Here is a 24278-nt window from a genome sequence, read left to right as displayed (position 1 = left end):
CCTTCTGCCCCGGGCCTTCCGGCGCCGGTAGCAAGTGCCGTAACACCGGCGTGAAGAGACTTCCCAGGGCTGGCGCAACGCCTGCTTATGGGCCAGCATCAACCATGACATCAATCAATGTCACAATAACGACAAGCCAGCCTGGAGAGAGCCATGTCCCAAGGCGCCTGGGTACCCACTCCCGACGATCTCGATCACTTCCGCCAGGTCCAGCGACTGGCCTATACCTGCTGCGAAACCATCCACGGCGAACTGCGCGCCGGCATCAGCGAGAGGGAAGCCGCGGCGCTGATGAAGACCTGGCTGCAGGATCATGGCGTCGACGACTGGTTCCACCAGCCCTTCGCCTGGTTCGGCAGCCGCACCTCGTTCAAGGGCTTCGACGGCCTGCGTCATCTCGGTGGCTTCAACCTGGCCTTCTACCCCGGCAAGCAGCGCCTGGAGGAAGGCATGCCGTTCATCCTCGACTGCGCGCCGACCCTCGGCGCCTATACCGCCGATGTCGGCTACTCCGGCGCACTAGGCCACAACCTGTTGCAGGAGCGGCTGATGGACGACCTGCTGATACACCGACGCACCATCCTTGACCTGGTCCGCGAACGGCGCCCCCTGGCCGAAATCAGCCAGGCGGTCGACCGGCTCTGCGTGATCCAGGGCACCCTGCCACGGCACAAGGCCTATCCCTTCGAAGTGCTCGCCCATCGCGTGGAAAAGCTCGGCAACCGCCGCGGTCCCTCGGTGGCGCGCTTCGGCGTGCGCAACCTGTACACCCTGACGCGCAACGCGCTGGTCACCGGCAAGCGCGAAGGCTGGTCGCCGCTGTGGTCCAGCGGCAAGCGCTCCGAGCACCCGCCGACGCCCGGTCTCTGGGCGGTGGAACCGCACCTGGGGCTACGCGGGGTGGGCGCCAAGTTCGAAGAACTGCTGGTGGTCACCGAAGACGACGCCTACTGGCTCGACGACGACCTGCCGCACGTCCGCCGCTGGCAGGCGCGCGGCCTGCTGCCGCAAGCACGGGAGGCCGCATGAACGCGCTCCTCGCCCTCCCCGACCTGCAGCCGGAACGCCTGTTCGTGCAATCCGGCGACGTGCGCCTGGCGGTTCATTGCTGGGGCGCGCCGGACAACGGCAAGCCGACGCTGCTGATGGTGCATGGCTACCCGGACAACCACGAGACCTGGCTGCCGCTGATCCGCCAACTGGCCGGGCGCTACCGCATCGTCGCCTACGACGTGCGTGGCGCCGGCGCTTCGGACAAGCCACGCTGGAGCCGCGACTACCACCTGCAGCGGCTCAGCGAAGACCTGCAGGCGGTGATCCGCGCCACCAGCCCGGACCGCCCGGTACACCTGCTGGCCCATGACTGGGGCTCGATCCAGACCTGGGAAAGCGTCACCGATCCGCAGTGCCGACCGCTGATCGCGTCCTATACCTCGATCTCCGGGCCCTGCCTGGACCATGTCGGTTTCTGGATGCGCGAACACCTCAGGCAGCGCAGTCCGAAGGCCCTGAAAGCGGTATTCGGCCAGTTGCTCCACTCCTGGTACATCGCCTTCTTCCATACCCCCGTCGTACCCGAGCTGCTCTGGAGCGCCGGCCTGGTCCGGCTCTGGCCGCAGTTCCTGAAGCACGCCGAAGGAGTCCGCCATCCGCAGGTCAACCCGACCCAGGCCAGCGACGGCCGGCACGGGGTCAAGCTGTACCGCGGCAACTTCATCCGCAGCCTGTTCCGTCCGCGCAAGCGCCACACCGAAGTGCCGGTGCAACTGATCGTACCGACCCGCGACCGTTACGTCGGCGCCCAGCTGTTCCAGCACCTCAGCCTGTGGGCGCCACGCCTGTGGCGGCGCGAGGCGAGCGTCGGCCATTGGCAACTGCTGGCCGAGCCGGAGCAACTGGCCGGCTGGCTCGGCGAGTTCATCGACGCCCAGGAAACCGGCGAGTCGCCGCCGGCCCTGCAACGCGCCCAGGTCCGGCCCGACGCGCGCTCGATGAGCGGCAAGCTGGTGGTGGTCACCGGCGCCGGCGGCGGCATCGGCCGTTCGACCCTGCTCAGCTTCGCCGAGCGCGGCGCCAGCCTGCTCGCCGCCGATCTCGACCTGGAAGCCGCCGAACGCAGCGCCGAACTGGCCCGCGCCCTTGGCGCCACGGCCCATGTCTACCAGGTCGACGTCGGCGATACCCAGGCCATGGAGACCTTCGCCGAGTGGGTGCGCGACACCCTCGGAGTCCCGGATGTGGTAGTCAGCAATGCCGGCATCGGCATGGCCGGACCGATGCTCGACACCTCGCCCGCGGAATGGGAGCGCCTGCTGCGGGTCAACCTGTGGAGCGTGATCGACGGCTGCCGCCTGTTCGGCCGGCAGATGATCGCGGCGAACAAGCCGGGGCACCTGGTCAATGTCGCCTCCGGCGTGGCCTTCGCGCCGTCGCGCAACTACCCCGCCTACGCCACCAGCAAGGCCGCGGTACTGATGCTCAGCGAATGCCTGCGGGCGGAACTGGCCGGACGTTCGATCGGAGTCACCGCGGTGTGCCCGGGCTTCGTCGATACCGGCATTGTCCAGGCCACCCGCTTCGTCGGCATGGACGCCGAACGCCAGGCGCGGCGCCAGGCGAAGATCCAGCGCTTCTACAAGCGACGCCGGCTCAGCCCGGACACCGTCGGGGAAAAGCTGGTGCGCGCCGTGGAGCGCAACAAGGCGGTGGTCTCGGTGGGCAGCGAGGTGCACCTCGGCGCCCTGCAATGGCGCTTCGCGCCCTGGGCCACGCGGTTTCTCGCGCGCTTCGACCTGACTTCCTGAGAGCCTGCCATGAGCGAATTCCACCACAAGCTGGTCCAGCGCAAGGTCCGCTTCGACTTCAGCGATACCCCCCTGCACTGGGTTCCCGGCGAAGCGGAAGCGTCCCAGGTGATGAACGTCCTGCACATGCTCCTGCCTTCCGGCGAACTGTGGTTCTGCCGCCTCTACAACAAGGCCCTGCCGCTGGTTAGCGACGCCCGCCTGCGCGACGACGTGCAGGGTTTCATCCGCCAGGAAGCGATGCATTCGCGGGCCCACGACGGCGCGATCCAGCGCTACCTGAGCAGGTTCGACATCGACTCCAAGCCGTTCACCGACAAGATGGATTTCCTTTTCGAACGCCTGCTCTGCGACTACCCGCTGGGGCAGAACCGCCTGACCCGCGCCCTCGACGGCTGGTGGCTGCGCCAGCGCTGCGCGATCATCGCCGCGGTGGAGCATTTCACCTGCGTGCTAGGCAAGTGGGTGCTGGAGGCCCGGGAGCTGGATCGCCGCGGCAGCGACCCGGTGATGCTCGACCTGCTGCGCTGGCACGGCGCCGAGGAAGTAGAGCACCGCAGCGTCGCCCACGACCTGCACGTGCATCTGGGCGGCAGCTTCGTCACCCGGCAACTGACCATGCTGTTGGTCATCGCGATACTGGTCTACCTGCTCGCCGACGGCACCCGCACCCTCCTCGACCAGGACCCGAGCCTGCGCGGCGCCAAGCGCCAGGGATTCCTACGAACCTGGTGGCGGCTCGGCAAGCAGGGCCTGCTGCCGAACCTCGCGCGCACCTTCCGCGACGTCGCCCGTTACTTCAATCCCTGGTACCACCCCGAGCACGAGGCGAATACCCAGGAAGCCCTGGAATACCTGGCCAACTCGCCGGCGGCCCGGCGCGCGGCGAACGCCTGAAAACAATTCACTGGAAATACCGGCAAGCGCCGCGGAAGCTGGAACTTTCCCGGCGCTTGTCCATTGTTACGTCAGGGCGAGAGGCCGGCAGACGGAAGGTAATTTCCGTAAGCCTGAAAAATGTCGCTCGATAGAATGATTGAAAATAACGGGCGCGCGACGTGAGACTTTGCAAAAGCCTGCCATTCTTGCTGATGGCATTTTGAAAGCAAGCAAAATAAAAGTAAGAAAAGTTACCCTATCGATCGGAAATTAAAGAAAGAAAAGCGAGCGAGAAGAGAATCGGGAAATACGCTCTTCGCGCCCGCCTTCGTATTTATCCGGCCTGCGGAAACTCACTGGCCAGGCAGCGTGATCTCCCGTTCCGAAACGATGATCTTATTGACCAGGCCGTACTGCACGGCCTCCTCCGCGTTCAGCCAGAAGTCGCGCTCGGTGTCGGCGCTGATCTTTTCCGGCGTCTGCCCGGTGGCTTCGGCGAAGATCCGGTCGAGGCGTTCCTTCATCCGCACGATCTCGCGGCGGTAGATCTCGATGTTGCTCGCCGGCCCCTGGATGCCGCCCGACGGCTGGTGCAGGAGGAAGCGGGTATTGGGCAGCGAATAGCGGTTTTCCTTGTCCGCCGCGGCATAGATCAGCGCGCCGGCGCTGGCAACGCTGCCGGAACCGATCATGATGACCTTCGGTGTGATGAAGCGGATCGCGTCGAAGATCATGTCGCCGGATTCGACGTGGCCACCCGGGGAATTGACGAACATGTAGATCGGATCGTCGCTGATCGAGGCGAGGATGTGCAGCTGCTGGACGACGTCCTTGGCCATCTTCTCGTCGACCCCGCCGGTGACGAACACCTTCCTGACCTTGAGCGCGTACTCCATCAGCTTGGCGCCGATGGCGCCGTGGGAGTCGCCGCCTTCGCGGTCCTTGTCATCGGTTTTCATGCAACCTCCTGGAACTGTTGGTAATCCATCCGGCAAACCTTTCAGGGCATGCGTTCGTTGTTCGCCAGGGCGCGGATATATATCCGTTAATGCGCCTCTTCCGAGCGGCCCATTATGCATCAGCCAGACACTTTCGAAAGGCTTGCTTCAACTTCGAAAAGACCGGCGAAGGTAATCTCGTGAAGCATAGCCATGCAGGGCCGCGACGCACGTTTCCCGGAACCTAACAGATTTGTAAGTTGCCTCGTAAATACCTACCAGAATTAACAGTTAACAACGCGATTACCCTGCAAGAATTAACAGCTATTTCTTCGAGCCTGCCAAAAGTAATAGTACACCCCGCTCTTGCTTCGGGTGCCGCCGCTTCCCTGCCAACCACGCTGGCTACGGCGCGCTGAAACGTCGACGGGTGGAACCTGTCCGGCGAGGCGTGCGGTGCCCGTGTTCACCGAATCGATGGATTGTTGAAGAGGACGCAGGGATGGTTCGTTTCGCTCGCTTGCCGCTATCGCCCTACCAACGGGACATCTGGGTCGCCGCCGCGCAGTTTCCGGAACTCGACCAGTACACCATCTTCAGCTACGACCGCTTCACTGGCGAGGTTGATACCCAGGCCCTGGAACGGGCGCTGCTGCAGGCGGCGCGAGACACCGAGGCGTTCCGCCTGCGCCTCGGCGAGACGGACGGTACGCCGTACCAGTGGCTGGACGCGGATGCCGAGTTCGAGGCGCGCCACGTCGACCTGCGCGCCGACCGCGACCCCGAGGCCGCCGTGCGATCCTGGCTGCGCGACGCCTTCCGCCACGCCTACCCGCTGGACGGCCGCAGCCTGGTGGACCTGGCCCTGCTGCATAGCGACCAGGCGCTCTACGTCTACGTGCGCACCCACCATATCGTCAGCGACGCCTGGGGCCTGCAGCTATTCCTCAGCCGGGTGCGCGCCGGCTACCTGGGCGAGCTAGGCGAGCCACAGGCGCAGATGCCGACGGCTTCCCTCCTGGCGCAGCTCGAGACCGACGACTACTCCGGTTCGGAACAGTACCGCGGCGACCGCGCCTATTTCGCCGAGGCCCTGGAGGGCCTGGAGCCGGCCCTCTTCACCCGCAGGCGCCCGGCCGGGCTGCGCCGCACCGCGCGCCACAGGCTGACGCTGGAACGCACACTGCTCGATGCGATCCGCGATCGTGGCGAATCGCCCTTCCTGTTCCTCTCCGCCGCCGTGGCGCTGTACCTGGCGCGGATCCACCAGAACGACGACGTGGTCCTCGGCGTACCGGTGTTGAACCGCGCCGACCGCGCGGCCAAGCAAGTGGTCGGGCACTTCGCCAATACCCTGCCGCTACGCATCCGCACCGCGCCGGAACAGACCGTCGACGAATTCCTGGCGCAGTTGCGCGAGGCGACCCGGACGCTGCTGCGCCACCAGAAGATGCCCCTCGGCGACCTGTTGCGCGGCGCCTCGCCACTGTTCGACACCACCCTTTCCTACATGCGCTGGCCCGCCGCCCAGGCGATCCCGAACGCCAGCGTCGAGACCGTGGCGCAAACCCACGCCCATGACCCGGACGCGCTGGCCATCTGGGTCTCCGAGTTCGACGGGCACAGCGACGCGCAGGTGGATTTCGAATACGCCTGCGATGTGTTCGACGCCGACTTCCCCATGGACGCCGCGGCGCGGCATATCGAAACCTTCCTGCGCGCCCTGGTGGAGGGCGGCGAGCGCCGCCTCGGCGAACTCGATCCGCTGTCGGCCGCCGAGCGCGAGGAACTGATCCACACCCGCAACGCCACCGACCAGGCATTCCCCGAGCAGGCTACCCTGCCCACGCTGTTCGCCGAGCAGGTGGCGCGCACCCCGCAACGCACCGCGCTGCTGGAAGCCGACGGCGGCACGCTCAGCTATGCCGAGCTGGACGCCAAGGTCCAGGCCGTGGCCGACGCCCTGCGCGCAGCGGGTGTGAGGACCGACGAGCGGGTAGCGCTACTGGTCGCCCGCGGTCCCCACCTGCTGCCGGCGATCCTTGGCGTGCAGCGCGCCGGCGGCGCCTATGTGCCGATCAATCCCGACCATCCCCTGGAGCGCGTCCGCCTGCTGTTGGAAGACTGCGGTGCCCGCGTGGTGCTGGTGGACGAGCGCGCAGCGACACTCGGCGAGAGCCTCGGCGAGACGCGCGTGCTGCACCTCGAACGCCTGCCGCAGAGCACCGGCGACCTGCCGGCGGCCAACGTGGCGCCCGGCGACCTGGCCTATGTCATCTATACCTCCGGTTCGACCGGCATGCCCAAGGGCGTCATGGTCGAGCACCGCTCGGTGGTCAACCGCCTGAACTGGATGCAGCGTCGTTATCCGATCGGCGAACGCGACGTGCTTCTGCAAAAGACTCCGGTGACGTTCGACGTATCCGTCTGGGAGCTGTTCTGGTGGAGCTTCACCGGCGCCCGCCTGTCGCTGTTGCCGCCCGGCGCCGAGAAGGACCCGCGGGAAATGCTGCGGAGCATCCAGCGCGACGCGGTCACGGTCATCCACTTCGTGCCGTCGATGCTGACGCCGTTCCTCGACCTGCTCGACGGCGACCCGACCGCCCGCGCGGCGGCAAGCTCGCTGCGCCTGGTGTTCTGCAGCGGCGAAGCCCTCGCGCCGTTGCAGGTCGCGCGCTTCCGCCGGCTGTTCGGCGACGCCGTGCGACTGGTCAACCTGTACGGACCGACCGAGGCCACCGTCGACGTGTCCGACCATGAATGCGCCAGCGACAACCCCACGCGGGTCCCGATCGGCCGGCCGATCGACAACCTGCGCCTGTACGTCCTCGACCGCGCGCTCAGGCCGCAGCCCCTCGGCGCCGTCGGCGAGCTATATATAGGAGGCGTCGGCGTCGCCCGCGGCTACCTGAACCGGCCGGAGCTGAACGCCGAGCGCTTCCTCGCCGACCCCTTCGTCGCCGGCGGCCGTCTCTACCGTACCGGCGACCTGGCCCGCTGGCTGGCCGACGGCAACCTCGAATACCTCGGCCGCGCCGACGACCAGGTGAAGATCCGCGGCAACCGGGTCGAACCCGACGAAGTACGCGACCGCCTCGCCGCGCTTCCCGGCGTACGCGACGCCGCGGTCGTGGCACGCGATTCGGCGGTACGCGGCACGCACCTGGTCGGCTACTACGTGGCTGCGGCGGAACTCGACCCCGGTCAATTGCGCGCCGGACTTTCGGCGACGCTGCCGGACTTCATGCTGCCAGCCTTCTTCGTGCGCATCGACAGCCTCCCGCTCAGCGCCAACGGCAAGCTCGACCGCCGGCAACTGCCGGCACCGCCGGAACAGGTGGCGGCGGTTGCGCCGCGCACGGCGACCGAGGCCGAACTGGCGGCGGTGTGGGCCGATGTCCTCGGCGTGGCGGAGGTCGGCGTGCACGACGACTTCTACGCCCTCGGCGGCGACTCGATCCTGATGCTGCGCATCCGCGCCGCCGCACAGCGGCGCGGCCTGGGCTTCGAACTCGCCGACCTGATGCGCAACCCGACGGTGGCGGGCCTCGCCGAGCGCCTGGTGCGTCCGCTCGCGGAGCGAAGCTACCAGCCCTTCGAACTGGTTTCCGAAGTCGACAAGCCGCGCCTGGAAGGGCTGGAGGACGCCTTCCCGACCAGCCGGCTGAGTCTCGGCCTGCTCTTCCATAGCCGCCAGCGCCCCGACTCGTCGGTCTACCACGACGTGTTCCACTACCGCTTCGACCTGGCCTGGGACGAAGCCGCGTTCCGCCACGCGCTGGACCGGGTGGTCGCCGCCTATCCCGCGCTGCGTTCGTCGTTCGACCTCAGCGGTGCATCCGAACCGCTGCAACTGGTGCATACCCAGGCGCGCAGCGAACCGCTGATCCTGGACCTGCGCGGCAACCCGGAGGCCGGGACGGTGCTCGACGAGCACATCCGCCAACGCCGCTTCCATCGCTATTCGCTGCAACAGCCCGGGCTGTTCCTGTTCGCCGCGTTCGTCCGCGAGGACGGCCTGGACCTGGTGTTCAGCTTCCACCATGCGATCCTCGACGGCTGGAGCGTGGCCAACCTGATCGTCGCGCTGGTCGCCGCCTACCGTGGCGAGCCGCTGCCGGGCCCCGCGCCGGCGCTGGCCTGCCATGTCCGCGAGGAGCTGGCCGCGCTGGCTTCGCCGGCCGCCGTGGGGTACTGGACCGGGCTGCTGGAGGGCGCGAGGATGACCCGCCTCGACGGCTTCGGCGCCCACGAGCCGCAAGCCGCGCAAGGTCCGGCCAGCCATCGCGAAGCGCTGCCGGACGGGCTGCTCGAACGACTCAAGGCCACTGCGGCGCAACGCGGACTGCCGTTGAAATCGCTGCTGCTCGCCGCCCATTGCCTGACCCTGCATCTGTTCTCCCGCAGCGACAGCGTGGTCACCGGCGCGATCAGCAACGGCCGCCCCGAACTGCCCGACGCCGACCGCATGGTCGGCCTGTTCCTGAATACCGTGCCGGTCCGCTCGGAGATTGCCGGGCATAGCTGGATCGAGGTAGCCGATGCGCTGTTCCGCCAGGAGCGCGACGGACACGCCCATCGCCGCTATCCGCTCAGCGCCATCCAGCAGATCGTCGGCGACGAACTGAGCAGCGCCTTCAACTACGTCAACCTGCATGTCCTCGAACCGCTGTGGCAACTGCGCGACTTCCACGTCTGGGAAGAAACCAACTTCGCCCTGCTGGTCAACGTGATCGCCACGCCCAGCGACGGCATGTACCTGCGCATCGACAGCGACGGCCGCGGTATCAGCCGCAGCCAGGCCGCGCTGATCGGCGCGACCTTCGTCGAGCTCCTGTGGCGCCTCGCCGAGCATCCCGACGAAGCCGCCGACTTCGCCTTCCTCGCCCCTCGCCGCGACGCCGCTTCCCAGCCCGAGCCGCTGGTCGACGTCGTCAGCCTGTTCGAACGCCAGGTCGAGGCGCTGCCGGGCAGCGCCGCGCTGGCCTTCGAGGAGCAACGCTGGACCTATCGCGACCTCGACCATGTGGCGCGCTGCGTGGCCACCCGCCTGGTCCGCGCCGGCGCGCGCCGCGGCGATGCGATCGGAGTGGCGCTGAACCGTTCGCCGGAGATGATCGCGACGATCTGGGGCATCCTGCGCGCCGGCCTGGTCTGCGTGCCGCTGGACGTCAGCTATCCCGCGCAGCGCCTGGCGCTGATCCTGGAGACAGCACAGCCGTTCCGGGTGGTCGCGCATCCCGAGCACGCCCATGTCGCCGCGGCGGAACGGGTGCTGCCGGTAGAGGAACTGGTCGCCGACATCGAGCCCGAGACCTTCGCCGCGCCGCAGCTCGACGAGCTGGCCATGCTGCTGTTCACCTCCGGTTCCACCGGGCGGCCGAAGGGCGTCGAGCTTAGCCATCGGATGTGGGCCAACTACACCCAGTGGCAATTGCGCGTCGCCAGCGGCGTACCGGGGCTGCGCACCCTGCAGTTCGCGCCGCTGAGCTTCGACATGGCCTTCCAGGAGATCTTCTCCACGCTGTGCGGCGGCGGCGAGCTGCAACTCATCTCCAACCGCGAGCGGATGGACCCCTCCGCGCTGCTGCATGTCCTCGAACGCCGCCAGGTCCAGCGCGTGCTGTTGCCCTTCGTCGCCCTGCAACGCCTCGCCGAGGCCTCCAACACCCTGGGCGTACGCCCCGGCGCCCTGCGCGTGGTGGTGTCCTCCGGCGAGCAGTTGCGCATCACCGAAGACGTCCGCGCGTTCTGCGCGGCGATGCCCGGGCTGCTGCTGGAGAACCAGTACGGTCCCACCGAGACGCACCAGGTCACCTACCACTCGCTGAGCGGCGATCCGGCGCACTACCCGGACCTGCCGCCGATCGGCCGGCCGCTGGACGGGGTCGAGGTGCAGGTGCTCGACGCCGCGCTGCGCCCGGTACCGGTCGGCGTTACCGGCGAGCTGTACTTCGGCGGCGACTGCCTCGCGCGCGGCTACCACCGCGCCCCCGAACTCACCGCCGAGCGCTTCGTCGAACATCCCTGGCGCCCCGGCGCCAGGCTCTACCGCACCGGCGACCTCGGGCGCATCCTCGGCAACGGCGAGATCGTCTGGCTCGGCCGCGCCGATACCCAGGTCAAGGTCCGCGGCTTCCGCATCGAGCCGGCCGAGGTCGAGCTGGCGATCATGCGCCAGGCCGAGCGCCAGCCGGGCCTGCGCGGCGCGGCGGTGGTGGCTCGCGAGCGCCAGGGCAACGATGCATTCCTCGCTGCCTTCCTGCTCGGCGAGCCCGAGGCGGTGGATCTCGCCGAACTGAAGCAGGCACTGCGCAGCGAACTGCCGGAACACATGGTGCCGGCACACTTCGCCTGGGTCGACGGCTTCGCCCTCACCCCCAGCGGCAAGCGCGACGACGCCGCCCTGCGCGCACTGCCGCTGGAGCACGGGACGAACATCGAGTACCTGGCCCCGCGCGACGACTACGAGCGCACCCTGGCCGGACTCCTCGGCGAGTTGCTGGATCGTCCCCGGGTAGGCATCCGCGACAGCTTCTTCGACCTCGGCGGCACCTCGCTCAGCGCGATGCGCTTCATGCTGCTGATCGAGAAGCGCTATGGCGTCGACTTGCCGATGGCCGCGCTGATCGAGACGCCGACCGTGGAGGGCCTGGCCGAACGCCTGCGGGAACGCTCGGCGGTGCGCGCCTTCGACCCGCTGGTACCGATCCGTGCCGGCGGCAGCCGCCCGCCACTGTTCCTCGTCCACCCGCTCGGCGGCCACGTGCTCTGCTACCTGCCGCTGGTCCGCGCACTGCCGCCGGACCAGCCGGTATATGCCCTGCAGGCGGCCGGCACCGGCCAGGGCAGTACGCCGCTGGCGGTCCTCGAGGACATCGCCGCCAGTTACCTCGCGGCGATCCGCCGGGTGCAGCCGGAAGGCCCCTATTACCTCGGCGGCTGGTCGTTCGGCGGCTTCGTCGCCTACGAGATGGCCCGGCAACTGCGCGCGCTCGACCCGCAGGCGGTCGCCCAACTGATCGTGCTCGACTCCATCACCGTCGACCGCAACCACGCCGGCAGCGCCAGCGACGAAGCCCTGCTGCTGTTCTTCTACTGGGAACTGGTCTGGTTCGAGCGCAGCGACGAGGAGGTCGAGCCGCTGCCTGAAGGCGCGAGCCTGGAGCAGAAACTCGACCACATCGTCGAACGCGCCATCGAGGCCGGCGTACTTCCCGCCGGCACCCCGCGCGCCACCGTGCAGCGGCTCTACGAGCTGTTCCGGGCGAGCTGGCAGGCACTCATCGGCTATCGCCCGGAAGTCAGCGACCAGGACATGACCCTGCTGCGCGCGGACGGCCCGCTGCCGCTGGCGCTGAAGCCGATGCACGACGCCGCCGGCACCCACTACGGCGACCCGAAGAACGGCTGGCAGCACTGGACCAGTGGCCGCCTCGATGTGATCGACGTCCCCGGCGACCACCTGGTGCTGATGAAAGAACCCTATGTCGAGACGGTCGCGGCAGAGATCGCCGCGTTGCTCGAACCCTCCACCTCCAGCGAACGGACCCGCCCATGAGCAGACACCCCCTGAAGATCGTCATCGCCGGCGCCGGCATCGGCGGGCTCGCCGCGGCCGCCTGCCTGAAGGCCGCCGGCTTCGAGGTCGAACTCTACGAGCGGGCCAGGGAGCTGCGCGCGGTCGGCTCGGCGCTGTCGCTGATGCCCAACGCGCTGACCGCCCTGGAGAGGGTCGGCGTGCGCCCTGACCTTACCCGCGCCCAGGCCTTCGACTCGCTGCGGTTCCTCACCCGGCGCGGGCGACCGATCCGCGCCATCGACTTCGGCGGCCTGGCCCGTCAGCTCGGCCAGCCGAGCCTGGCGATCCACCGCGCGAGCCTGCAGCAGGCGCTGCTGGAACAGGCCCGCGACTGCCGCATCGAACTGGGCGTGAGCGCCACCGGCTACCTGCGCCACGCCGACGGCGAAGGCGTCACCGTACTCTGCAGCGACGGCCGCGAAGTGCACGCCGACGTGCTGATCGGCGCCGACGGCTTCAACTCGGCGATCCGCGCCACCATGACCGGCCCGGAGCGTCCCACCGACTGGCACTACGTGATCTGGCGCGCCACGCCGGCGTTCCGCCATCCGAAGGTGACGCCGGGCTACGTCGCCCATTACTGGGGCCGTGGGCAGCGCTTCGGTCTCGCCGACATCGGCGAAGGCAACGTCTATTGGTGGGGCACCCGCAACATGCCGGCCGAACAGGCGAAGGACTGGCGCGGCGGCAAGGCGGGCATCCAGCGCCTCTACGCCGGCTGGGCCGACGAAGTGCAGGCGGTCATCGAGGCGACCCCGGAGGCCGACATCAGCAGCCTGCCGGCCCAGGACCGACCGTTCCTGGAGCGCTGGGGCGACGGCCCGGTGACCCTGCTCGGCGATGCCGCGCATCCGATGCTGACCAGCCTCGGCCAGGGCGCCGCCATCGCCATCGAAGACGCCGCGGTGCTGGCCCACTGCCTGGCCACCATCGACGACCCGCAAGCCGCCCTGCGCGCCTACGAGAACCGCCGTCGCGACCGCGCCAGGGCGATGGTCGAGACCTCGCGGGCGCTGAGCCGCATCGAGCAGTTGGAGCATCCGCTGCGCACCGTCGCCCGCGATCTCTACTTCCGCTTCGCTCCGGAGCGAACCTTCGCCCGGCAGAACGAACTGGCACTGACCTTCCCAGGAGTCGAATGATGGCCGAGATACGACGCCCGCTGTCCGCGGTGGAACGCTGGTACTGGCTCAGCGACCAGTTCTCCGCGCTGAACGTGATTTCCCGGGTGCGGGTCCATGGCCGGTTGTCCATCGACGACCTGCGCCGCGGCCTCGACGCGCTGCAGGCGCGGCATCCGCTGCTGCGCGCGCGGATCGAGCACGATGCCGGGCTCGATCCGCGCTGGGTGCCCTGCGAGCGGCCCATCCCGCTGCGCGAGGTGTGCGGCGGCGGCGAGGAGCAATGGCTGCGGGAAATCAACGAGCGCGAATTGCCGGAACGCATCGATCCGGACAGCGGGCCACTGATCCGTACCGTGGCGATCGCCACCGACGCCGGCGCCCACGACCTGCTGGTCGTGGTACCGCACATCATCGCCGACGGCACTACCGTGCTGACCCTCGCCGAACAATGGCTGACCCTGGCCGCCGACCCCGCCGCGCAACCCTGGACCGCCAGCGCCCTGCCGCCGGCGGAGGATCTGCGTCCGCGCCGCTTCACCGGCGACGAAGGCGCGGCGCGCCTGGCCGAGCAGACCGCCCAGGACGAAGCGCTGGTCGGCCGCCACCGCCCGGGCCGGATCGAGCCGAGCAACCCGGTGCCGCTGGAAGCGCGGCGTACCCGCCTGCTCCACCGGGAGCTGGACGGCGCGCAGCTGGAACAGCTGCAACGACGCGCCCGCGAACACGGCACCACGGTACACGGCGCGCTGACCGCGGCGCTGGCCATCGCCGCCGGCCACGACCACCAGCGCCGCCCTAGCCACATCGCCATCGGCTCGCCGATCGACTTCCGCGACGAACTGGAGCCGCCGGTGCGCCCCGACGAAGTAGGCACCTACGTCGCCACGGTACCGGTGGTGCTGGACATCGCCCGGCCGTTCTGGGAGGTCGCCCGCGCGCTCACCGACGACCTCGGCGAACGCCGTCGCCAGGGCCATCATTTCAACCTGGTCACCCTGGTCGCCAGCGCTGCGCCGCGCTGCATGGCCGACGCGCGGCCATTCATGGCCTTCATGGAAGCCGAAGGGCCGATCAACCTGTGCTCCTCCAACATCGGTCGCTATCCGTTCCCCGAGCGGATCGGCGCCTTGCGCCTCTCCGACGCGCAGTTCCTCACCGGCATCTCGGTGAACGGCTACTTCGTGGCCGCCATCAACTCCAGCCATGGCCGGCTGTTCTGGAACTTCACCTATATCGACGAAGCGGTCCCCGGCGAACGCGCCGAACGCCTGGCCGAAGATTGCCTGGGCACCCTGCTGTCGGCGATCCACGCCCCCCAACGATCCGCCCTCGAGGAGCAATGACATGTTATTCACCAGCAAACCTCTCTCGCCCCAGGGCCGCCACGTACTGATCACCGGCGCCTCCAGCGGCCTCGGCCGGGAAACCGCGCTGCACCTGGCCGAACAGGGTTTCCAGGTGATCGCCGGGGTGCGCCGCCAGGAGGATGGCGAGCGCCTGGCGAACGCCTGCCCGTCCGGCCGGATCAGCACGCTGCTGATCGATGTCACCGACGAGGAATCCATTGGCCGGGCCGCCGCGCAGGTGGCGGAGAAAGTCGGCGATACCGGGCTCTGGGGCCTGGTGAACAACGCCGGGATCTGCATTTCCGCGCCGCTGGAATGCGTCTCCAGCGACCTGCTGCGGCGCCAGCTGGAAGTCAACCTGATCGGCCAGCTCGCGGTGACCCGGGCGATCCTGCCGCTGCTGCGCCGTGGCGGCGCGGCGCGCCTGGTGAACGTCACCTCGGGCCTCGGCTCGGTCGCCATTCCCTACCTGGGCGCCTACTCCGCCGCGCAGTTCGCCAAGGAGGGAGTGAGCGACGCCCTGCGCCGCGAGCTGGCACCCATGGGCATCCAGGTCTCGGTGGTCAGCCCCGGGGCGATCTGGACGCCGATCTGGGGCAAGATCGCCAGCGAGGGCGAGCGCGCCCTGGCCGACGCCCCCGACGCCGTCGCCGACCTCTATCGCGATACCTACCTGCGCTTCCTCCAGGCCAACGAGGACGGCGCGCGCAACAGCGCGACCAAGCCCGCCGATGTCGCCGCCGCGGTGCATGCCGCGCTCACCGCGGCCAAGCCGCGGACCCGCTACCGGGTCGGCGCCGACGTGCGCCGCGGTACCCTGCTGGCGCGGCTGCTGCCCGATAGCGTGATCGACGGGATGTTCCGCCCCATCGTCACCGCCGCCCCGGCGGCGAAGGAGGAGCAACGTGCCTGATCGCAAACTGAGACTGGGCGAGGAACTGATCTCGCCACTGCACGCGCTCTACGACGGCCTGCAGGTGGACGGCGCGCCGCGTCCCGCGCATCGCGCCGCCGAGCATCCGGTGTGGGTGGTGACGCGCTACCGCGACGCGCGCAAGGTCCTCAACCATCCGGGCGTCCGCCGCGACGCCCGGCAGGCCGCCGAACTCTACGCGAAGCGTACCGGCAGCCCGCGCGCGGGGATCGGCGAGGGACTCAGCCACCACATGCTCAACCTCGACCCTCCGGACCATACCCGCCTGCGCTCGCTGGTTGGCCGCGCGTTCACCCCGCGCCAGGTGGAGCGCCTGCAACCGCATATAGAACGGATCACCGAGGCATTGCTGGACGCCATGGCCGGCCGCGAACAGGCCGACCTGATGGCCGACTTCGCGATCCCGCTGACCATCGCGGTGATCTTCGAGCTGCTGGGCATTCCCGAGGCCGAGCGCGAACACGCCCGCCAGTCCTGGGAGCGCCAGGCGGAACTGCTGTCGCCGGAGGAGGCCCAGGCCCTGGCCGATGCGCAGGTCGACTACCTGCGCGTGCTGCTCGAGGCCAAGCGCCGGCAGCCGGCCGACGACGTCTACAGCGGGCTGGTGCAGGCCGCCGACGAGAGCGGCCAGTTGAGCGAAGCGGAACTCGTCTCCATGGCCCACCTGCTGATGATGAGCGGCTTCGAGACCACCATGAACATGATCGGCAACGCGCTGGTCACCCTGCTGGTCAACCCGGAGCAACTGGCGTTGCTGCGGGCGCAGCCGGAACTCCTGCCCAACGCCATGGAAGAACTGGTCCGCCACGACAGTCCGGTGCGCGCCTCGATGTTGCGCTTCACCGTGGAAGACGTGGAACTGGACGGGGTCACCATTCCCGCCGGCGAATACATCCTGGTCTCCAACCTGACCGCCAACCACGATGCCGAGCGCTTCGACGATCCCGACCGCCTCGACCTCACCCGCAACACCGATGGCCATCTCGGCTACGGCTTCGGCGTGCACTACTGCGTCGGCGCCTCGCTGGCCCGGCTGGAGGGGCGGATCGCCATCCAGCGCCTGCTCGCGCGCTTCCCCGACCTCCAGTTGGCGGTGCCCCACGCGGAGCTGCAGTGGCTGCCGATCACCTTCCTCCGCGCCCTGATCAGCGTGCCGGTGCGCACCGGATGCAGCGCCCCGGCGAACACCGCCTCCCACGCCAACCCGATCGAGAGGATCGCCCAATGAATGCCAAGGAAATTCTTGTCCACAGCCTGCGCCTCCTGGAAAACGGCGATGCCCGTGGCTGGTGCGACCTGTTCCATCCGGAAGGCGTACTCGAATTCCCCTACGCCCCGCCGGGCTGGAAGACCCGCTTCGAGGGCCGCGAAACCATCTGGGCGCACATGCGCCTGTTTCCCGAGCACCTGACCGTGCGCTTCACCGACGTGCAGTTCTACGAGACCGCCGACCCCGACCTGGCCATCGGCGAATTCCATGGCGACGGCGTGGCCACCGTTTCCGGCGGCAAGCTGGCGCAGGACTACATCTCGGTGCTGCGCACCCGCGACGGACAGATCCTGCTCTACCGCGACTTCTGGAATCCGCTGCGGCACCTCGAGGCCCTGGGCGGGGTCGAGGCCGCCGCCAAGATCGTCCAGGGAGCCTGAGCCATGCCGCGCGCCGCCGTGGTCTGCGGCCTGGGCAGCTACCTGCCCGAGGCCGTGCTCAGCAACGACATGCTCGCCGCCGAGCTGGACACTTCCGACGCCTGGATCAGCAGCCGCACCGGCGTGCGCCAGCGGCATATCGCCGGCGACCTCGGCAGCGGCGACCTGGCCCTGCGGGCGGCCTCCGCCGCGCTCGCCTCGGCGGGGCTGGAGCGAGTCGATGCGGTGGTGCTGGCAACCAGCACCGGCGACTTCTGCTGCCCGGCCACCGCGCCCAGGGTCGCGGCGCGCCTGGGGTTGGTCGGCGCGCTCGCGTTCGACCTGTCCGCCGCCTGCACCGGCTTCGTCTACGGCCTGGCCAGCGTCGGCTCGCTGATCAGCGCCGGGCTGGCGGACAGCGCGCTGCTGGTCGGGGTGGACACTTTCAGCCATACCCTCGACCCCGCCGATCGCTCGACCCGCGCACTGTTCGGCGACGGCGCCGGAGCGGTGGTGCTGCGTGCCGGCGATGCCGAGGAAGAAGGCGCGCTGCTGGCCTTCGACCTCGGCAGCGACGGCCACCAGTTCGACCTGCTGATGACCCCCGCCGTCAGTCGCGCCGAACGCAGTTCCGGACAGGCCTCCAACTACTTCCGGATGGACGGCAAGGCAGTGTTCGGCCAGGCGGTGACGCAGATGAGCGACTCGGTGCGGCGGGTGCTCGACCGGGTCGGCTGGCAAGCTTCGGACCTCCATCACCTGGTCCCGCACCAGGCCAACACACGCATTCTCGCGGCGGTCGCCGACCAGCTCGACCTTCCCGTCGAGCGAGTGGTGAGCAACATCGCCGAGGTGGGCAATACCGTCGCCGCCTCGATTCCCCTGGCCCTGGCCCACGGCCTGCGCCAAGGCATCCTGCGCGACGGCGGCAACATGGTCCTCACCGGTTTCGGTGCCGGACTGACCTGGGGTTCGGTCGCCCTGCGCTGGCCGAAGATCGTTCCGACAATGGACTGAAGAGGGAAGAACAATGCCCAACGACATGGAAGACCATCTCCTCACCGTGCTCAGCGTCGCCAGCGGCGTGCCGAAGGAGGAAATCAGCCGGGACAGCAGGATGGAAGACCTGGCTTTCGATTCGCTGGTGGTCAGCGAGCTGTCGCTGAAGCTGCGCAAGGAGTTCGGCGTCACCGGGGTCGACGACGAACTCGACCTGCTGGAAACGGTGGACGAACTGTTCCAGCTGGTCGAGAAGCACCGCGCCGCCTGAGGCCAGCGAACGCCGGCGTTCCGTCGCTTCTCTGCCAGGCGAAGGCGGTGCCGGGACATGGGAACGCGCATCGCCTTCGATCAACCAACACCAGAGCGAGATTCGCTGGAGGAAGAGGTGAGTCAGAACATGGATCTCACGATCGGGACGCATCGGGAGTCGGCTTTCTACGAGCTGGAGTTCGGACCGAGGACGATAATGACCCTGGCCAACTTTCCGGACGACGTGCTGCCGTTGTTGCAAATGGAAAGCCTGATGACCTTCGAGGCGATGGCCTACCTGCGCTGCGACGCACTGGTCGAGCTAGGCTGCTACGACGGCCGGGCGCTGGAAATCGCGCGCCTGCTCAATGCCCGCTATCTCGGCGTCGACCTCGACCAGCGGGCGATCGAGACGCTGCGCACGCGGATCGAGCGCGAGGGCATGAGCGATCGCGCGGACACGGTGGTCGACGACATCCTCAACCACACCAGGCGCGGTGCCTCGGTCGGCTCGCGCGCGCTGTACCTGCTGCCGTTCAACCTGCTGGGCAACTTCCGCGAGCCGAAACGGCTGCTCGACTCCCTCGCCGAGCGCAGCGTGGCGGCGGTGGTCTCGGTGTTCGGCGACAGCGCCGAGGCCACCCGAGTCCGCCAGAGCTACTACCGCCGTTGCGGGGTGCAGGGCCTGGAGTTGCACACGCGGGACGACGGCACCGTGTTCACCGGCAGCGACGGCTTCTACTCGCGCTCGTATTCACGCGCCTGCCTCCACGCCCTGCTCGCCGAGTGCGGGCTGACCGTGGTGCGCAGCGCTTCGAACCTGTTCGCCCACTGCGTGACGGTGCTGCCCGAAGGCGCCGACCAGGGCTTCGGTTCGTCGGCGGCATGAGTCACCGTCGTGCATTCATCGCGCGGCCACGGCACGGGCAGGTCGCCGTGGCTCGCTTCATCGTCGTCTGAACCGCTCGGGAGCTGGAAACATGCCTTTGATTGTCTACGTGCTCGGTGCCGCGATCTTCGCCCTGACCACCAGCGAATACATGGTCGCCGGGCTGATGCCGGCGCTGGCCGCCGAATTCGGCGTGTCCTTCGCCGCGATCGGCTACCTGGTCACCTTCTACGCCGGTGCGATGGCCGTCGGCGGCCCGCTGTTGACCACCGCCCTGCTCCGGGTGCCGCGCAAGAACGCCCTGCTCGGCCTGATCGCGCTGTTCGTGGTCGGCCAGGTCATCGGCGCCCTGGCGCCGGGCTATGCGGTGATGGTCGCGGCGCGACTGGTCACCGCGGTCGCCGCCGCGGCCTTCTTCGGCGTGGCGCTGACCGCCTGCGCCGAACTGGTCGAAGGCAACCAGTTCGGCCGCGCGTCGTCGCTGGTGCTCGGTGGCCTGATGGTCGGAACCGTGCTCGGCCTGCCCGTCGCCACCTGGCTGGGCGAATGGTACGGCTGGCGCGCGAGCTTCTTCGCGGTGGCGCTGGTGGCGGTGCTGGTCGGCCTGCTGGTGTTGCAGCTGATGCCGGCGATCCCGGGGTCGGCGGGCAGCGGCTCGCTGCGCGAGGAACTGAAGGTGTTCAGGAACGCCCATCTATGGTGGGTCTACGCCACCAGTCTGCTGCTGATCGGCGCCACCTTCGCCGGCTTCACCTATTTCGTGCCGATCCTCACCGAGGTCAGCGGCTTCTCCGCCTCGACCGTACCGCTGCTGCTGGTGGTCTACGGCCTGGCGACGCTGGTGGGCAACAACATCGTCGGCCGCCTGGCCGACCGCCATACCATCGCGGTCCTGGCCTTCGGCCTGCTGGCGGCCATCGCCGCGATGGTGGCCTTCGCCCTGTTCGGACAGGTTCCGGCGGTGGCGGTGGCGGCGCTGGTGGTGATCGGCCTGACCGGGGTGTCGATGAACCCGGCGCTGGTGACCCGCGGCGCACGTGTTGGCCATAACAACATGCTGGTCAACTCGGTGCACACCGCCTGCATCATGCTCGGCGTGATGGCCGGTTCCTGGATCGGCGGCCTGGGCATCGCCGGCGGATTCGGCCTGCAGGGCGCGCTCTGGGTCGGCGCGGCCCTCGGAGTACTGGCGCTGCTGACCCTGCTGCCGGAGCTGCGCTTCGCCCGCGCCCCGGTAGGCGGGGCACTGGGCCGCTGAGCAGGATCCCTCAGGCGCTGCGCGCCAGCCAGCTGCAGTAGCCGGCGACGCCCTCTTCCAGGCTCTGGAAATCGTCGCGGTAGCCCGCCTCGCGCAGCAGCTCCAGGTCGGCGCAGGTATGGCTCTGGTAGCGCGCCCGCAGCGACTCGGGGAACTCGCGGTAGCCGAGCAGGCCGCTTTCCACGGCCTGTTGCAGCGACAGGGGCGGCTGGTCGGCGTTGGCGCGGACGCTATTGATCACCGCCAGGGCGACCTCGTTGAAGGTCCGTGCCTGGCCGCTGCCGAGGTTGAAGATTCCCGAACGCTGCGGATGGTCGAGGAAATGCAGGTTTACCCGCGCCACGTCCTCCACCGCGACGAAGTCGCGCAGGTGGCCGCCGGGCGGGAAGCCGCCGTGTTCGCCGAACAGTTCGACCCGCCCGTCGCGGCGCAATTGCTGGTAGCAGTGGTAGGCCACCGAGGCCATCCGCCCCTTGTGTTCCTCGCGCGGCCCGTAGACGTTGAAGTAACGCAGGCCGACCACCTGGCTGCGCGCCTGCGGCAGCGCCCGCCGCACACGCTGGTCGAAGAGGAACTTGGAATAGCCGTAGACGTTCAGCGGCCGCTCGTACTGGCGCGCCTCGCGGAAGGTCCGGCCGGCGCCGTAGACCGCCGCCGACGAGGCGTAGAGGAACGGCACGCCGAGTTCCAGGCTGCTTTCCAGCAGGCGGCAACTGTAGCGGTAGTTGTTCTCCATCATGTAGCGGCCATTGCTTTCCAGGGTACTGGCGCAGGCGCCCTGGTGGAACAGCGCGCGGACCGTGCCGAAGTCGCCGCGGGCGTAACGCTCGAGGAAGTCGTTCTGGTCCAGGTAGTCGGCGATATCGGCGTCCGCCAGGTTGCGGAACTGCTCGCCGTCGGTGAGATCGTCCACCGCGATGATGTCGGTCTCGCCGCGCCGGTTCAGCGCCTGCAGCAGATTGCTGCCGATGAAGCCGGCGGCGCCGGTGACGATGATGCTCATGGGCACTCCCTTCGACAGGATGAATGCCCCCAGGCTATGCCTATGCGCCGTGCCGCCCGTTGACCTGCAACAAGCCATGGGCGGACGGCAGCGGTTCAGCGGGAAGGACGATCGTTGTGACCGAGGTCGCGTTGCGGGTCGATGCGGTCACGAACCCGCTGCTTGAGCGCCTTGGCCTCGGGGAAGCCGCCGTCGGCCTTGCGCTCCCAGACCTGCACGCCGTCGCAGGTGATGCGGAAGACGCCACCGGTTCCGGGCTCCAGGCAGACTTTTCCGAGATCGTCGGCGAAGGTGCTGAGCAGTTCCTGGGCCAGCCAGGCGGCACGCAGCAGCCACTGGCACTGGGTGCAATAGGTGATGACGATTTCGGGCTTGGCGGTGGGCATGTCGGCGGCTCAGGGGAAACGGTCGCGCCTATAATAGCCGCCTTTTCACCCGGCTCCGGATCGTTCTCATGCGCCGCCTGCTGCTCGTACTGCTGCTCCTGCTTCCCCTGTCCGCCCTCGCCGCGGAGGCCCGGCCGAAGATCGGTCTGGTCCTCTCCGGCGGTGCCGCCCGCGGCCTGGCCCATATCGGCGTGCTCAAGGCCCTCGACGAACAGGGCATCCAGATCGACGCCATCGCCGGCACCAGCATGGGCGCGGTGGTCGGCGGCCTGTACGCCTCCGGCTACACCCCCGCCGAACTGGAGCGCATCGCCCTGGAGATGGACTGGCAGCAGGCGCTGTCCGACGCGCCGCCGCGCAAGGACGTGCCGTTCCGGCGCAAGCAGGACGACCGCGACTTCCTGGTCAAGCAGAAGATCAGCTTCCGCGACGACGGCACCCTCGGCCTGCCGCTGGGGGTGATCCAGGGCCAGAACCTGGCGATGGTGCTGGAAAGCCTGCTGGTGCACACCAGCGACAACCGCGACTTCGACAAGCTGGCGATCCCCTTCCGCGCCGTCTCCACCGATATCGCAACCGGCGAGAAAGTGGTGTTCCGCAAGGGCCACCTGCCCCAGGCGATCCGCGCCAGCATGTCGATCCCCGCCGTATTCGCCCCGGTGGAGATCGACGGCAGGCTGCTGGTGGATGGTGGCATGGTCGACAACATCCCGGTGGACGTGGCGCGCGACATGGGCGTGGACGTGGTGATCGTGGTCGACATCGGCAACCCGCTGCGCGACCGCAAGGACCTGAGCACCGTGCTCGACGTGATGAACCAGTCGATCACCCTGATGACCCGGAAGAACTCCGAAGCCCAGCTGGCCACGCTCAAGCCCGGCGACGTGCTGATCCAGCCGCCGCTGTCCGGCTACGGCACCACCGACTTCGGCCGCGTGCCACAACTGATCGACGCCGGCTACCGCGCCACCACGGTGCTCGCCGCGCGCCTCGCCGAGTTGCGCAAGCCGAAGGACCTCAACAGCGAAGCGCTCGACGTGGCGCGCACGCCGAACCAGCGCAAGCCGGTGATCGACGCGATCCGCGTGGAGAACAACTCGAAGGTCAGCGACGAGGTGATCCGCCACTACATCCGCCAGCCGCTCGGCACGCGCCTCGACCTCGGCCGCCTGCAGGACGACATGAGCACCCTCTACGGCCTCGACTACTTCGACCAGGTGCAGTACCGGGTGGTCAAGGAGAAGAAGCTCAACACCCTGGTGATCCACGCCACCGGCAAGAAAGGCGGCACCGACTTCCTTCGCCTGGGCCTCAACCTGTCCGACGACATGCGCGGCGAAAGCACCTTCAACCTCGGCGGCAGCTACCGCATGAACGGCCTCAACCGGCTCGGCGCCGAGTGGCTGACCCGGGTCCAGCTCGGCGACCGCCAGGAACTCTACAGCGAGTTCTACCAGCCGCTCGACGTCGGCTCGCGCTACTTCGTCGCGCCCTTCCTGTTCCACGAGGCACAGAACGTCGACGTCACCGAGGACAACGACCCGCTGCTGCGCTATCGCCTGGAGCGCTACGGCTACGGCCTCAACGTCGGCCGGCAGATCGCCAACAACGGCGAAATCCGCCTGGGCGCGGTGCAGGCCTACGGCAAGGCCGACGTGCGCATCGGCGACCCGAGCCTGCCGGACATCGACTTCACCGAGGGCTACTACGAACTGAAGTACTCGTTCGATACCGTCGACGACGTCAATTTCCCCCACGAGGGCGAGGAGATCGGCCTGACCATGCGCCGCTACGACAAGTCCCTCGGCTCGGACGACAGCTACCGGCAGTGGGACCTGCGGCTGAACAAGGCGCTCAGCTTCGGCGCCGACACCTGGGTGTTCGGCGGCGGCTACGGGCGCACCCTGGACGACGCCGAGGTGGTCACCTCCAGCTTCACCCTCGGCGGCGCCCGCGAGCTGTCGGGCTTCCGCCGCGACGCGCTGTCCGGGCAGAACTACAGCCTGGGACGGATCGTCTATTACCGGCGCCTCACCGAACGTTCCTTCCTGCCGCTGGACTTCCCGCTGTACCTGGGCGGCAGCATCGAGCGCGGACGCATCTGGAACAACGACAACGAATACGACAGCGGCTACATCAACGCCGCCAGCCTGATGATCGGCTTCGATACGCCGCTGGGGCCGCTGACCTTCAGCTACGGGATCAACGACGAGAACTTCAAGGCGTTCTACCTGAACCTCGGGCAGAACTTCTGA

The 24278-nt window shown here is 68.5% G+C and carries 17 protein-coding genes; 14 read left to right on the top strand and 3 right to left on the bottom strand.

Translation table 11 applies throughout. The features are described 5' to 3' along the window. Positions 1-153 precede the first annotated feature (153 nt). The 3 genes from AC1RB9_RS08315 to AC1RB9_RS08305 are packed head-to-tail and all read left to right on the top strand — an operon-like array spanning position 154 to position 3701. Entirely contained in the window at positions 154-1029 is an 876-nt protein-coding gene (locus tag AC1RB9_RS08315; RefSeq protein ID WP_003143425.1) for a M24 family metallopeptidase, read from the top strand. After that, positions 1026-2804: an SDR family oxidoreductase gene (locus AC1RB9_RS08310; protein ID WP_003452938.1), complete on the top strand. Its 1779-nt coding sequence runs from the start codon at positions 1026-1028 to the stop codon at positions 2802-2804. Before AC1RB9_RS08315 ends, AC1RB9_RS08310 begins: the two co-directional genes overlap by 4 nt. Positions 2805-2813: 9 nt before the next feature. Next, entirely contained in the window at positions 2814-3701 is an 888-nt protein-coding gene (locus AC1RB9_RS08305) for a metal-dependent hydrolase (RefSeq protein ID WP_003113144.1), read from the top strand. Positions 3702-4036: 335 nt separating this feature from the next. Here the strand turns inward: AC1RB9_RS08305 and AC1RB9_RS08300 are convergent, their stop codons facing one another. Further along, complete coding sequence (locus tag AC1RB9_RS08300; protein WP_003091706.1) at positions 4037-4642, bottom strand: ATP-dependent Clp protease proteolytic subunit; 606 nt, start codon at positions 4640-4642, stop codon at positions 4037-4039. A 481-nt stretch (positions 4643-5123) separates the two neighbouring features. On the opposite strand from AC1RB9_RS08300, the gene AC1RB9_RS08295 reads away from it, so the two are divergent. The 10 genes from AC1RB9_RS08295 to AC1RB9_RS08250 all read left to right on the top strand — a co-directional run bounded on the left by AC1RB9_RS08295 (position 5124) and on the right by AC1RB9_RS08250 (position 20634). Further along, positions 5124-12182, top strand: a complete 7059-nt coding sequence (locus AC1RB9_RS08295; RefSeq protein ID WP_003452942.1) for an amino acid adenylation domain-containing protein — start codon at positions 5124-5126, stop codon at positions 12180-12182. After that, on the top strand, positions 12179-13345 hold the full coding sequence (locus tag AC1RB9_RS08290) for an FAD-dependent oxidoreductase (protein ID WP_003091709.1): 1167 nt from the start codon (positions 12179-12181) through the stop codon (positions 13343-13345). Before AC1RB9_RS08295 ends, AC1RB9_RS08290 begins: the two co-directional genes overlap by 4 nt. Continuing rightward, positions 13342-14670: a condensation domain-containing protein gene (locus AC1RB9_RS08285; RefSeq protein WP_073657680.1), complete on the top strand. Its 1329-nt coding sequence runs from the start codon at positions 13342-13344 to the stop codon at positions 14668-14670. Before AC1RB9_RS08290 ends, AC1RB9_RS08285 begins: the two co-directional genes overlap by 4 nt. A 1-nt stretch (position 14671) precedes the next feature. After that, a complete protein-coding gene (locus AC1RB9_RS08280; protein ID WP_003106196.1) occupies positions 14672-15586 on the top strand; it encodes an SDR family NAD(P)-dependent oxidoreductase in 915 nt (304 codons plus the stop codon). After that, positions 15579-16835, top strand: coding sequence for a cytochrome P450 family protein (locus AC1RB9_RS08275; RefSeq protein WP_003106199.1), 1257 nt, complete (start codon positions 15579-15581; stop codon positions 16833-16835). Before AC1RB9_RS08280 ends, AC1RB9_RS08275 begins: the two co-directional genes overlap by 8 nt. Further along, positions 16832-17257: a nuclear transport factor 2 family protein gene (locus tag AC1RB9_RS08270; RefSeq protein WP_003091711.1), complete on the top strand. Its 426-nt coding sequence runs from the start codon at positions 16832-16834 to the stop codon at positions 17255-17257. Before AC1RB9_RS08275 ends, AC1RB9_RS08270 begins: the two co-directional genes overlap by 4 nt. A 3-nt stretch (positions 17258-17260) precedes the next feature. Beyond that, the gene (locus AC1RB9_RS08265) at positions 17261-18253 is read left to right on the top strand and encodes a beta-ketoacyl-ACP synthase III (RefSeq protein ID WP_003091712.1); all 993 of its coding nucleotides are present in this window, start codon (positions 17261-17263) and stop codon (positions 18251-18253) included. A gap of 13 nt (positions 18254-18266) precedes the next feature. Then, on the top strand, positions 18267-18506 hold the full coding sequence (gene acp3 / locus AC1RB9_RS08260) for an acyl carrier protein Acp3 (protein ID WP_003106204.1): 240 nt from the start codon (positions 18267-18269) through the stop codon (positions 18504-18506). 117 nt (positions 18507-18623) lie between these two features. Further along, entirely contained in the window at positions 18624-19376 is a 753-nt protein-coding gene (locus AC1RB9_RS08255; RefSeq protein ID WP_003119643.1) for an SAM-dependent methyltransferase, read from the top strand. Positions 19377-19467: 91 nt separating this feature from the next. Beyond that, entirely contained in the window at positions 19468-20634 is a 1167-nt protein-coding gene (locus tag AC1RB9_RS08250; protein ID WP_003106206.1) for an MFS transporter, read from the top strand. Positions 20635-20644: 10 nt separating this feature from the next. Here AC1RB9_RS08250 and rfaD read toward each other — a convergent pair whose 3' ends face one another. Together rfaD and AC1RB9_RS08240 are read right to left on the bottom strand one after the other, a co-directional pair. After that, positions 20645-21637, bottom strand: coding sequence for an ADP-glyceromanno-heptose 6-epimerase (gene rfaD, locus AC1RB9_RS08245; RefSeq protein ID WP_003452944.1), 993 nt, complete (start codon positions 21635-21637; stop codon positions 20645-20647). Positions 21638-21732: 95 nt separating this feature from the next. Then, positions 21733-22023: an Rdx family protein gene (locus tag AC1RB9_RS08240; protein ID WP_003091717.1), complete on the bottom strand. Its 291-nt coding sequence runs from the start codon at positions 22021-22023 to the stop codon at positions 21733-21735. A 68-nt stretch (positions 22024-22091) separates the two neighbouring features. Here AC1RB9_RS08240 and plpD point away from each other — a divergent pair, with 68 nt between their 5' ends. Next, on the top strand, positions 22092-24278 hold the full coding sequence (gene plpD / locus AC1RB9_RS08235) for a patatin-like phospholipase PlpD (protein ID WP_003113139.1): 2187 nt from the start codon (positions 22092-22094) through the stop codon (positions 24276-24278).

Source organism: Pseudomonas sp. 20-5 (assembly GCF_056782835.1).
The sequence above is the reverse complement of the archived record's forward strand: the minus strand, read 5'-3'. Positions and strand labels throughout refer to the sequence as shown.